This window comes from Pseudorhodoferax sp. LjRoot39, assembly GCF_964253035.1.
Lineage (GTDB): Bacteria > Pseudomonadota > Gammaproteobacteria > Burkholderiales > Burkholderiaceae_C > Pseudorhodoferax.
This window is the reverse complement of record NZ_CAXUQL020000001.1, coordinates 3,401,444-3,412,551: the sequence shown is the minus strand read 5'-3', so window position 1 is coordinate 3,412,551 and position 11,108 is coordinate 3,401,444. Positions and strand designations below refer to the sequence as shown.

The following is an 11,108-nucleotide window of genomic DNA, read 5'->3' as shown; positions in this document are numbered from 1 at the left end:
CGCTCAGAACCCTGCGAAATGGGCCTGCAGCCGCTCGCGCCAGACCTGCTTTTGCGCGGGCGAGGCGAAGCTCGCCACGAAGCTGTTGTCCGCCAGCTGGAACGCCTGCTGCGCCGTGAGGCCGGTGGCCGCGAAGGTCTGCACGAAGTTCTCGTTCAGGTAGCCGCCGAAGTAGGCCGGGTCGTCGGAATTCACCGTGGCCACCAGGCCGGCGTCGAGCAAGGCCCCGAGGTTGTGCTGCGCGAGGTCGGGGAACACGCAGAGCTTGAGGTTGGACAGCGGGCACACCGTCAGCGGGATGCGGTCGGCCGCCAGGCGGCGCATCAGCGCCGGATCCTTGGTGCTCTGCACACCGTGGTCGATGCGCTCGACTTTCAGCAGATCGAGCGCCGTCCAGACATAGGCCGGCGGCCCCTCCTCGCCCGCATGGGCGACGAGATGGAAGCCCAGTTCGCGGCAGCGCGCGAACACGCGCGCGAACTTCTCGGGCGGATGCCCGACCTCGCTGGAGTCCAGGCCGATGCCGATGAACTTGTCTCGGTACGGCAGCGCCTGCTCCAGCGTCTCGAAGGCCTCCTCCTCGCTCAGGTGGCGCAGGAAGCACAGGATCAGCTCGGCGCTCACGCCCAGCCGGGCCTGGGCATCGGCACAGGCGCGGTGCAGGCCGTTCACCACCGTCTCCATCGCCACGCCGCGCGCCGTGTGCGTTTGCGGGTCGAAGAACATCTCGGTGCGCAGCACGTTGTCGGCCGCTGCGCGCTGCAGGTAGGCCCAGGCCATGTCGTAGAAATCCTGCTCCTTGAGCAGCACCGAGGCGCCCGCGTAGTAGATGTCCAGGAAGCTCTGCAGGTTGGTGAAGGCGTAAGCCTTGCGCAGCTCTTCCACGCTGGCGTAGGGAATGGCCACGCCGTTGCGCTGCGCCAGCGCGAAGATCAGCTCGGGTTCCAGCGAACCTTCGATGTGCATGTGCAGTTCGGCCTTGGGCATGCCGCGCAGCAGCGCGGGCAGGCGATCAAAGGGAATGGCGGAGAAATTCGGGGCGTGGGGTGTCATGGCGCAACTCTAAATCGCTTTGGTGGCCAGCGTCACAGCCTCGCCTAACATCGCGCCCTTTCGCTCCGCGCCTCTTCCATGTCCCTGTCCCGCCTGCGCGCCGAATGGTGCCCCAGCGTTCCGCGCGAACTGCTGGCTGGCGCCGTCGCCACCTTCGCGCTGATCCCCGAGGTCATCGCCTTCTCCTTCGTGGCCGGCGTCGACCCGGCCGTGGGCCTGTTCGCCTCCTTCGTCATCAGCATCGTGATCGCGTTCACGGGCGGGCGGCCGGCCATGGTCTCGGCCGCCGCCGGATCGGTCGCGCTGGTGGCCGCGCCGCTGGTGCAGTCGCACGGCCTGCCCTACCTGCTGGCGGCCGGCGTGCTGGCCGGCATCGTGCAGATCGCCTTCGGTCTGCTGCGCCTGGGCGTGCTGATGCGCTTCGTCTCCAGTTCGGTGCGCACGGGCTTCGTCAACGCGCTGGCGGTGCTGATCTTCTCGGCGCAGCTGCCGCACCTGCAGGGCGCCAACACCGCCACCTGGGCCATGCTGGCGCTGGGCCTGGCGCTGATCTACGGGCTGCCGCGGCTGCCGTTCAGGCTGTTCACGCTGCTGCCCTCGCCGTTGATCTGCATTTTGGTGCTGACCGGCCTGTCGCTGGCGCTGGGCCTGCCGCTGGCGACCGTCGCCGACCTGGGCAAGCTGCCCGACACGCTGCCCGCCTTCGGCTGGCCCGGCGTGCCACTGACATTGGAGACGCTGCGCCTGATCGCCCTGCCCGCCCTGGCCATCGCCATGGTCGGACTGCTCGAATCGATGATGACTGCCAGCGTGGTCGACGAGATGACCGACACGCCCAGCAGCAAGAACCGCGAGTGCACGGGCCTCGGCATGGCCAACATCGCGGCCAGCCTGTTCGGCGGCATCGCAGGCTGCGGCATGATCGGCCAGACCGTCAGCAACGTGAAGTACGGCGGCCGCGGCCGGCTGTCCACGCTGTTCGCCGGACTGTTCCTGCTGGTCCTCATGGTGCTGCTCAAGCCCTGGGTGGCGCAGGTGCCGGTGATCGCGCTGGTGGCCATCATGGTCATGGTGTCGGCCGCCACCTTCGACTGGGGCTCGCTGCGCCAGCTGGTGCGGCATCCGCGCCTGTCCAGCGCGGTGATGCTGGCCACGGTGGCCGTGACGCTGGCCACGCACAACCTGGCGGCCGGCGTGGCGGTCGGCGTGGTCATGAGCGGCGTGTTCTTCGCCTTCAAGGTGGCGCACATGCTGGACGTGCGTGCCGAGGACGACGCCGCCACCGGCCTGCGCAGCTGGACCGTGACGGGCCAGGTTTTCTTCGCCTCCGCCGACGCCTTCATCGATGCCTTTGACGTGCTGGGCGCCGAAGGCCGTGCCGTGCGCATCGACGTCACGCGCGCCCACTTCTGGGACGTGACGGCCGTGGCCGCGCTCGACAAGGTGGTGCAGCGGCTGCGCCACCATGGCTGCACGGTGGAGGTGGTCGGTCTGAACGCGGCCAGCGCGGTGCTGATCGACCGGCTGGCGCCCACACGTTGAGAAGCAAAACAGCCGCCCGAAGGCGGCCGTCCCAAGTGCAGGCGCAGCTTACTTGTCGCCCGGCACCTTGCCTTCCACGCCCTTGACGTAGAACTTCACGCCCGAGAGGAACTGGTCGTCGGCCACGGCACCGGCGGCCACGACTTCCTTGCCGGCGTTGTCGACGATCGGGCCCTTCCAGATCGCGAAGCTGCCGTCCTTCAGGCCCGCCTTGATGGTGTCGATCTTGGCCTTGGTCTCGGCCGGCACGTCGGCGGCGATGGAGACCATGTCGATCGCGCCTTCCTTCACGCCCCACCAGACCGCGCCCGTGGACCAGCTGCCTTCCAGCGCGTCCTTGGTGGCCTTGATGTAGTACGGCGCCCAGTTGATGATGGCCGAGCCCAGGTGGGCCTGCGGGCCGTAGGCCGTCATGTCCGAATCCCAGCCGAAGGCGCGCTTGCCCTTGTCCTGCGCGGTCTTGAGCACGGCGGCCGAGTCGGTGTTCTGCATCAGCACGTCGGCGCCGCCGTTGATCAGCGCGGTGGCCGCTTCGGTTTCCTTGGGCGGGTTGAACCACTCGTTGACCCAGACCACCTTGGTCGTGATCTTCGGGTTCACCGACTGCGCGCCCAGCGTGAAGCTGTTGATGTTGCGCACCACTTCCGGAATTGGAATGGAGGCCACCACGCCCAGCGTGTTGCTCTTGGTCATGGCGCCCGCGATCACGCCGGCCATGTAGGCGCCCTCGTAGGTGCGGCTGTCGTAGGTGCGCATGTTGGGCGCGGTCTTGTAGCCGGTGGCGTGCTCGAACTTCACGTCGGGCGTGTCCGCCGCTACCTTGAGCATGGGCTCCATGTAGCCGAAGGTGGTGCCGAAGATCAGCTTGTTGCCCTGGCCTGCCAGGTCGCGGAACACGCGCTCGGCGTCGGCCGACTCGGGCACCTTCTCGACGAAGCTGGTGACGATCTTGTCGCCGTACTCCTTCTCCAGGGCCTTGCGCGCGTTGTCGTGCGCGAAGGTCCAGCCGCCGTCGCCGACCGGGCCGACGTAGGCGAACGCGATCTTGAGCGGCTCGGCCTTGGGCGCGGGCGCCGGGGCAGCAGCGGCCGGTGCCGGGGCGGGCGCCGGCTCTTCCTTCTTGCCGCAGGCGGCCAGCGCCGCGGCGGCCATCGCGCTCAGCGCGACCACGCGCAGCATCGAACGTTTGTTCTGGTCGGTCATGGATTCTCCGGAGGTGTCAACGAAAAAAGCGGCCCGATTATGAGCCGGGGTAGAACGGTTTCCCGATGGAGTTGGGCATGTTCGCCCGGATCCATGCGGGGTTGCGCGAGATGATGGCCAGCACCACCACGGGGGCGATGTACTGCAGCATCGACAGGAACTGGCTGGGCACCTGCACGCCCTGGCTCTGCAGGAAGAAGCCGAGCTGGCCCACGCCGCCGAACAGGTAGGCGCCCAGCAGCACGCGCGCCGGCCGCCAGGTGGCAAACGTGGTCAGCGCCAGCGCGATCCAGCCGTTGCCGGCCACCATGCCCTCCACCCACAGCGGCGTGTAGACCACCGACAGGTAGCTACCCGCCAAGCCGCACAGCGCACCGCCCGCCAGCACCGCGAGGAAGCGGATGCGCCGCACCGGATAGCCCAGCGCATGCGACGACTCCGGCGACTCGCCGACCGAGCGCAGCACCAGGCCCGCCCGCGTGCGCATCAGGAACCAGATCAACGCGAACGTGAACAGCACGGCCAGATAGACCATGGGGTGGTGGCGGAACAGCGCCGGCCCGAACCACGGGATGTCGGCCAGCACCGGAATGGCGTACTGCGGCGAAGGCGGCAGCTTTTCCTGCACATAGCCCACGCCCACGAAGGCCGAGAAGCCGCTGCCGAACAGGCTCAGTGCCAGGCCCGTGGCGTACTGGTTGGTGTTGAACCAGATCACGAGCACGCCGAAGGCCGCCGCCATGGCCGCGCCGGCCGCCATGCCGGCCGCGAAGCCCACCCAGGTGCTGCCGCTGTGCACGGCCGCCGCGAAGCCGGCGATGGCGGCGCACAGCATCATGCCCTCGGCGCCCAGGTTGATGATGCCGGCCTTCTCGTTGATGAGCAGGCCCAGCGCCGCGAGCGCGAGCACGGTGCCCGCGTTCAGCGTGGCGGCCAGCAAGAGTGCGTAGGCATCCATCACGCAGCCCTCCGGGCAAAGCGCACGCGGTACGCGATCAGCGTGTCGCAGGCCAGCAGCGTGAACAGCAAGAGGCCCTGGAACACGCCCGTCAGTGATTTGGGCAGGCCCAGGCGCGACTGCGCGAGTTCACCGCCGATGTAGAACATGCTCATGAGGACCGCCGAGAACACCATGCCGACCGGGTGCAGCCGGCCCACGAAGGCCACGATGATGGCCGCGAAACCGTAGCCCGCCGGCACGTACGGCGTGAGCTGGCCGATCGGGCCGGCCACCTCGAGCGCACCGGCCAGGCCCGCCGCACCGCCCGAGGTCAGCAGCGCGATCCACAGCGCGCGCCGCGACGAGAAGCCGGCATAGCGCGCCGCCGCCGGTGCCAGCCCGCCGACCTGCTGCGCAAACCCGGCCCGCGTGCGGAACAGGAACACCCACAGCGCGCCCGCGCCGACCAGCGCAATGAGGAGCCCGATGCTCACGCGCGAGCCCTTCATGAGCCGCGGGATCTGCGTCACCGCCTCGAAAGTCTTGCTCTGTGGAAAGTTGTAGCCGCCCGGGTCCTTGAGCGGCCCCTGCACCAGGTAGCCCAGCAACTGGATCGCCACGTAGACCAGCATCAGGCTGACCAGGATCTCGCTGGCGTTGAAGCGGTCGCGCAGCAGCGCCACGATGCCGGCCCAGACCATGCCGCCCAGGATGCCGGCCAGCAGAATCGGCACGACGATCCAGCCCGAAGTGCCTTTGCCGGCCATCAGCGCGACGCAGCCCGCGCAGATAGCACCGATCACGAACTGGCCCTCGGCGCCGATGTTCCAGACGTTGGAGCGGAAGCACACCGCCAGACCCAGCGCGATGATGAGCAGCGGCGTGGCCTTGACCATGAGCTCGCCCAGAGCATAGGCGTTGCGCAGCGGCTCCCAGAAGAACACGCCCAGGCCGCGCAGCGGGTCCTTGCCCAGGGCGATGAACAGCAGCGTGCCGATCGCCACCGTGATGGCCAGCGCCAGCAGCGGCGAGCCGAAGCTCCAGAACTTCGACGGTTCGGGCCGGGCCTCAAGCTTGAGCATGCTGCGCCCCTCCGGTCCACAGGCCCGACATCCACTCGCCGATCTGCGGCACCGTGGCCTGCGCGCGCGCCACGGACGGCGACAGCCGGCCCTTGGCGATCACGTAGAGCCTGTCGCTGATCTCGAACAGCTCGTCCAGCTCCTCGCTGACCACGAGCACGGCGCAGCCCGCGTCGCGCAGCGCGAGGATGGCGCCGCGGATCTGCGCGGCCGCGCCCACGTCCACGCCCCAGGTCGGCTGCGAGACGATCAGCAGCTTGGGATTGGCGTCGATCTCGCGGCCGACGATGAACTTCTGCAGGTTGCCGCCCGACAGCGACTTGGCAGCAGACTGCGGCCCGCCCGCCTTGACCTTGTAACGCGCGATCGTCTCGCGCGCCTGCTCGGTGAGCCGGCGCACGCGGATCCAGCCGCTCTTGCCGACGGCGTCATTGCGCGTCAGCAGCAGGTTGTGCGCCAGGCTCAGCGTGGGCACGGCACCGCGGCCCAGCCGCTCCTCCGGCACGAAATGCAGGCCCAGCGCGCGACGGCGGCCGGGCCGCAGGCGTGCCGCGTCCTGGCCGAAGATGCGCACCATGGCAGGCTGGGCGCGGCAGTCCTCGCCCGACAGGGCGTACAGCAGTTCCTTCTGCCCGTTGCCCGAAACGCCGGCGATGCCGACCACCTCGCCCGCGCGCACATCCAGGTCGATGCCCTCCAGGTCGACGCCGAACTGGTCCTCGCGCGCCAGGCTCAGACCCTGCACCTGCAGCACGGTGGCACCGGCCTTCACGGCACGGTGCTGAAGAGCCGGCGGTTCGGCACCGATCATGAGCCGGCTCAGCGAGGCATTGCTCTCCTCGCGCGGGTTGCACACGCCCGTGACCTTGCCGCCGCGCAGCACCGTGCAGGCCGTGCAGAGTTCGCGGATCTCGTGCAGCTTGTGGCTGATGTACAGGATGCTGCAGCCCTCGGCCGCGAGCTTCTTGAGCACCACGAACAGCTTCTCGACCGCCTGCGGCGTCAGCACCGAGGTCGGCTCGTCCAGGATCAGCAGCTTGGGGTCGGTCAGCAGCGCGCGGATGATCTCCACGCGCTGCATCTCGCCGACCGACAGCGTGTGCACGGGCCGCGTGGGGTCGATGTCCAGCCCGTACTCGCCGGCCTTGGCCGTGATGCGCTGGGTGACCTCGGCCAGCTTGAGGCTCTTGTCCAGCCCGAGCCAGACGTTCTCGGCCACGGTCAGCGTGTCGAACAGGCTGAAGTGCTGGAACACCATGCTGATGCCCAGCGCGCGCGCTTCCTGCGGGTTGCGGATGTGCACCTCGCGGCCGTCGAAGGTCACCAGTCCCTGGTCGGGTTTGACCGAGCCGTAGATGATCTTCATCAGCGTGGACTTGCCGGCGCCGTTCTCGCCGAGCACGGCGTGGGTTTCGCCGGGCATCACGGTCAGCGAGACATCGCTGTTGGCCACGACGGCCGGGTAGGCCTTGGTGATGTTGGCGAGCGCCAATCGGGGAATGGTCATGGACAGCGGGGCACCTCTGGGCGGGTCTTGGATGTGTTTCGGTCACACCAGCAAGGTCGATGCCACCTTGCGGCGGCCCTTCCCCGCCGGCCATGCACCAAAACCGAGCGTGGGCGCGATGTTAAGGGTGCGGCTCCGCCTGCCAGCCGCCAATGGATGGGCCATCTGATCCGGGGAAACCCGCGGCGCGCCCTCAGGGCGCGCGGCCGAACAGCTCGACGATGAAGTCGCGCAGCCAGGCCCGCGCCGGCTCGCTGGCGTGGCGCCGGCTCCAGTGCAATGACACCGTGAACTCCGCCAGCGGCAGCGCCGGCTCCACCAGCGCATAGCCGCCCTGCTCGGCAAAGCCCAGCGCGATGTTGCGCGGCATCACGACGGCCAGGTCGGTCGCGCGCACGATGGCTGGCAGCACGAGGAAGTGGTGCGTGGTCAGGCGCAGCCGGTCCTGCAGCTGCAGCAGCTCCAGGATGCGCAGCGTGTCCGAGTGCGTGCGCACGGCCACCAGTTCCAGTTCGCGCAGCCATTGCAGGTCGCCGGCCTTGCGGCGCGTGCGCAGCAGCGGATGGCCTTCGCGCAGCAGCACGATGTAGCGGTCGCGCAGCAGCGCCACCTGCTCGGTGCCCTGCACCTGGGGCAGGAAGCCGAAGGCCAGGTCGATGCGCCCGTCGTCCAGCGCCGGCGCGATCTCGGCGGCTGGCAAGGGCATGGTCTCCACGCGTACACCCGGCGCGGCCCGCAGCAGCGCGGCCATGAGTTCGGGCAGGAAGCGCGCCTCGCCGATGTCGGACAGGTGCAGGCGGAACACCTGGCGCGCGCTGGCCGGATCGAAGCTGGCCTGCGCGTTGAGCGCCTGCTCCAGGATGGCCAGCGCCTCGCGCACCGCGCTGCCCAGGGCCTCGGCCTTGGGCGTGGGCCGCACGCCGGCGCCGGCGCGCACGAACAACGGGTCGTGCAGCAGTGTGCGCAGCCGCGCCAGGCCCTGGCTCGCCGCGGGCTGGGTGATGTCCAGCAGTTCGGCCGCGCGGCTCACGCTGCGCGTGCGGCCGATCGCATCGAACAGCCGCAACAGGTTCAGGTCGAGCGCGTTGATATGCATTGGACGCATGTTTCTTATCTCGATCATTTTATTGATCGCATGAGCCGGCCGACCGAAGATCGCCGGCTTGTGCCCCTTCTGACCGCATCCATGTCCGACCAACCCACCGTCCGCGAAGCCGTGCTGCAGCTGCTGCGCAGCTTCGGCATCGACACCATCTTCGGCAACCCCGGCTCCACCGAGCTGCCGCTGTTCCTCGACTTCCCGGACGACTTCCGCTACGTGCTGGGGCTGCAGGAATCCGTGGTCGTGGGCATGGCCGACGGCTACGCCCAGGCCACGGGCAATGCGGCCTTCGTCAACCTGCACTCCGCCGCGGGTGTGGGCCATGCCATGGGCAACATCTTCACGGCCCACAAGAACCGCACGCCCATGGTCATCACGGCCGGCCAGCAGGCGCGCTCCATCCTGCCATTCGAGCCCTTCCTGTTCTCGGCCCAGGCGACCGAGCTGCCCAAGCCCTATGTCAAGTGGAGCGTGGAACCGGCCCGCGCCGAGGACGTGCCCCTGGCCATCGCCCGCGCCTACTACATCGCCATGCAGGAGCCCAAGGGTCCTGTGCTGGTGTCGATCCCGGCCGACGACTGGGCGCGGCCGACCGAGCCCGTGCTGGCGCGCACGGTGAGCCAGGTGGCGCGGCCCGACCCGGCCCTGCTCGCGCGCATCGGCGGGCTGCTGGAGGCGAGCCGCCGGCCGGCCTTCGTGGTCGGTGCCGCCACCGACCGCGCGGGCGCCTGGGACGCCACCGTGGCCCTGGCCGAACGCCACCAGGCGCGTGTGTGGATCGCGCCCATGTCGGGCCGCGCGGGCTTCCCGGAAGACCACCCGCTGTTCGCCGGCTTCCTGCCGGCCATGCGCGAGCAGATCGTGCAAAAGCTCGGCGGCCACGACCTCGTGCTCGCGCTCGGCGCGGCGGCCTTCACCTACCACGTGGAGGGCCAGGGCCCGCACCTGCCCGCGGGCGCAAGCCTGGCGCAGATCGTCGACGACCCGCAGGTCGCGGCCTGGGCGCCCGTGGGCCTGGCGGTGGTCGGCAACATCCGGCTCGCGGTCGAGGAGCTGCTGGCCCGACCGGCCGCCGCCGCAGGCCACCGCGAACCGCCGCTTGCGCGCCAGCCGGCCCCCGTGCCGCCGGCCCCTGCCGCGGGCGAGCGCCCTTCCACGGCCTGGGTGCTGCACCGGCTCGACAAGCTGCGGCCGGCCGATGCCGTGGTGGTCGAGGAGGCGCCCAGCGCCCGCGCCACCATGCAGCAGCAGCTGCCCATGCGTGCGGCGGCCTGCTTCTACACCATGTGCAGCGGCGGCCTGGGCTACAGCCTGCCGGCCGCCGTGGGCGTGGCGCTGGGCCGGCCCGGCCAGCGCGTGATCGCGCTGATCGGCGATGGCTCGGCCATGTACGCGATCCAGGCGCTGTGGAGCGCGGCCCAGCTGCGGCTGCCGCTCACGGTGCTGATCCTCAAGAACCGCAGCTACGCGGCGCTGAACATGTTCGCGCCGGCCTTCGGCTTCGCGGCCGGCGCCGAACTGCCCGGCACGGCCCTGCCCGACCTGGACTTCGTGGCGCTGGCGCATGGCCATGGCTGCCAGGGCCTGCGCGCGGCCGATGGCGAATCCCTGGAGCGTCTGTTGCCGCAGGCGCTGGCCGCGGCACAGCCCACGCTGCTCGAGATCGAAGTCGATTGAAGAATCCGAAGAAAGACAAGGAGACAAGCATGACCATCCCCCGCCGAACCGCCCTCGCCACGCTGGCCGCTTTCGCCACTGTCGGCACCGCCCAGGCCCAGGCCTGGCCCGCCAAGCCGATCCGCGTGGTCGTCAACTTCCCGCCCGGCGGCGCGGCCGACCAGATCGCGCGCGCGGTCGGCACCCCGCTGTCCGAGGCGCTGGGCCAGCCCGTGGTGGTGGAGAACCGCGGCGGCGCCAACGGCAACATCGGCGGCGAGGCCGTGGCCAAGGCCGCGCCCGACGGCTACACCTTCCTCATGAGTTCGGGCGGCATGGTCTCGGTCAACCCGCACATCTATGCGCGCATGCCCTTCGACCCGGTGCGCGACATCGTGCCCGTGGCCTCGGCCGCGCGCGTGCTGGTCTACCTGCTGGTGCGGCCCGACCTGCCACCGAAGAACATCGCCGAGTTCATCGCCTACCTGAAGGCCAACCCGGGCAAGCTGTCCTACGGCTCGCCCGGCAACGGCAGCTCGCCGCACCTGGCCGGCGAGATGATGAAGGCGCAGGCCAATGTCTTCGCCGTGCACGTGCCCTACCGCGGCGCCGCACCCGCGCTGCAGGACCTGCTGGCCGGGCAGATCGACTACTTCTTCGACCCCGGCATCGGCCTGAACCAGGTGCGCGCCGGCAAGCTGCGCCTGCTGGCCGTGGGCAGCCCCAGGCGCTCACCGGCCTTCCCCGACGTGCCCACGCTGGACGAGGCCGGGCTCAAGGGCTTCGACGCGGACACGGTGTTCGGCTTCTATGCGCCGGCCGGTACGCCGGCCGAGGTGATTGCGCGGCTCAACCGCGAGATCAACCGCATCCTGCAGACGGCGCCGCTGCGCGAACGCATGCTGGCGCTGGGTGGCGAGGCCTTGCCACTGACTCCGGAGCAGTTTCACCAGCGCGCGGAGGAAGACTCCAAGCGCTTCGGGGCCATCATCAGGGAACGCGGCATCCGCGGGGACTGAAGCG

Annotated in this window: 9 protein-coding genes; 3 read left to right on the top strand and 6 right to left on the bottom strand. The window is 69.8% G+C overall.

All coding sequences use genetic code 11. The features are described from left to right. Window positions 1-3: 3 nt before the first annotated feature. Window positions 4-1,053 carry an adenosine deaminase gene (locus ACSQ4M_RS15910; protein ID WP_436190419.1) on the bottom strand — a complete coding sequence of 350 codons (1,050 nt, stop codon included), beginning with the start codon at window positions 1,051-1,053 and terminating at the stop codon, window positions 4-6. 78 nt (window positions 1,054-1,131) lie between these two features. On the opposite strand from ACSQ4M_RS15910, the gene ACSQ4M_RS15905 reads away from it, so the two are divergent. Then, window positions 1,132-2,595, top strand: a complete 1,464-nt coding sequence (locus ACSQ4M_RS15905; RefSeq protein WP_436190418.1) for a SulP family inorganic anion transporter — start codon at window positions 1,132-1,134, stop codon at window positions 2,593-2,595. Window positions 2,596-2,643: 48 nt separating this feature from the next. Here the strand turns inward: ACSQ4M_RS15905 and ACSQ4M_RS15900 are convergent, their stop codons facing one another. The 5 genes from ACSQ4M_RS15900 to ACSQ4M_RS15880 all read right to left on the bottom strand — a co-directional run bounded on the left by ACSQ4M_RS15900 (window position 2,644) and on the right by ACSQ4M_RS15880 (window position 8,423). Then, the gene (locus ACSQ4M_RS15900; protein ID WP_436190417.1) at window positions 2,644-3,798 is read right to left on the bottom strand and encodes a BMP family ABC transporter substrate-binding protein; all 1,155 of its coding nucleotides are present in this window, start codon (window positions 3,796-3,798) and stop codon (window positions 2,644-2,646) included. 37 nt (window positions 3,799-3,835) lie between these two features. Beyond that, a complete protein-coding gene (locus ACSQ4M_RS15895) occupies window positions 3,836-4,756 on the bottom strand; it encodes an ABC transporter permease (protein ID WP_436190416.1) in 921 nt (306 codons plus the stop codon). Next, window positions 4,756-5,820 (bottom strand): ABC transporter permease, encoded by a 1,065-nt coding sequence (locus tag ACSQ4M_RS15890; RefSeq protein WP_436190415.1) that lies wholly within the window; start codon window positions 5,818-5,820, stop codon window positions 4,756-4,758. The genes ACSQ4M_RS15895 and ACSQ4M_RS15890 overlap by 1 nt, the downstream gene beginning before the upstream one ends. Continuing rightward, a complete protein-coding gene (locus ACSQ4M_RS15885; RefSeq protein WP_436190414.1) occupies window positions 5,807-7,327 on the bottom strand; it encodes an ABC transporter ATP-binding protein in 1,521 nt (506 codons plus the stop codon). The genes ACSQ4M_RS15890 and ACSQ4M_RS15885 overlap by 14 nt, the downstream gene beginning before the upstream one ends. A gap of 193 nt (window positions 7,328-7,520) precedes the next feature. Continuing rightward, a complete protein-coding gene (locus ACSQ4M_RS15880; RefSeq protein ID WP_436194021.1) occupies window positions 7,521-8,423 on the bottom strand; it encodes a LysR substrate-binding domain-containing protein in 903 nt (300 codons plus the stop codon). A gap of 90 nt (window positions 8,424-8,513) precedes the next feature. On the opposite strand from ACSQ4M_RS15880, the gene mdlC reads away from it, so the two are divergent. Next, window positions 8,514-10,106, top strand: coding sequence for a benzoylformate decarboxylase (gene mdlC / locus ACSQ4M_RS15875; RefSeq protein ID WP_436190413.1), 1,593 nt, complete (start codon window positions 8,514-8,516; stop codon window positions 10,104-10,106). A 29-nt stretch (window positions 10,107-10,135) separates the two neighbouring features. Then, window positions 10,136-11,104, top strand: a complete 969-nt coding sequence (locus tag ACSQ4M_RS15870; RefSeq protein ID WP_436190412.1) for a Bug family tripartite tricarboxylate transporter substrate binding protein — start codon at window positions 10,136-10,138, stop codon at window positions 11,102-11,104. Window positions 11,105-11,108 lie beyond the last annotated feature (4 nt).

What these genes read in the sequence shown, in the direction of transcription:
- ACSQ4M_RS15910 (WP_436190419.1), bottom strand. Translation starts at nt 1,053, where the DNA reads ATGACACCCCACGCCCCGAATTTCTCCGCCATTCCCTTTGATCGCCTG.
- ACSQ4M_RS15905 (WP_436190418.1), top strand. Translation starts at nt 1,132, where the DNA reads ATGTCCCTGTCCCGCCTGCGCGCCGAATGGTGCCCCAGCGTTCCGCGC.
- ACSQ4M_RS15900 (WP_436190417.1), bottom strand. Translation starts at nt 3,798, where the DNA reads ATGACCGACCAGAACAAACGTTCGATGCTGCGCGTGGTCGCGCTGAGC.
- ACSQ4M_RS15895 (WP_436190416.1), bottom strand. Translation starts at nt 4,756, where the DNA reads ATGGATGCCTACGCACTCTTGCTGGCCGCCACGCTGAACGCGGGCACC.
- ACSQ4M_RS15890 (WP_436190415.1), bottom strand. Translation starts at nt 5,820, where the DNA reads ATGCTCAAGCTTGAGGCCCGGCCCGAACCGTCGAAGTTCTGGAGCTTC.
- ACSQ4M_RS15885 (WP_436190414.1), bottom strand. Translation starts at nt 7,327, where the DNA reads ATGACCATTCCCCGATTGGCGCTCGCCAACATCACCAAGGCCTACCCG.
- ACSQ4M_RS15880 (WP_436194021.1), bottom strand. Translation starts at nt 8,423, where the DNA reads ATGCATATCAACGCGCTCGACCTGAACCTGTTGCGGCTGTTCGATGCG.
- mdlC (WP_436190413.1), top strand. Translation starts at nt 8,514, where the DNA reads ATGTCCGACCAACCCACCGTCCGCGAAGCCGTGCTGCAGCTGCTGCGC.
- ACSQ4M_RS15870 (WP_436190412.1), top strand. Translation starts at nt 10,136, where the DNA reads ATGACCATCCCCCGCCGAACCGCCCTCGCCACGCTGGCCGCTTTCGCC.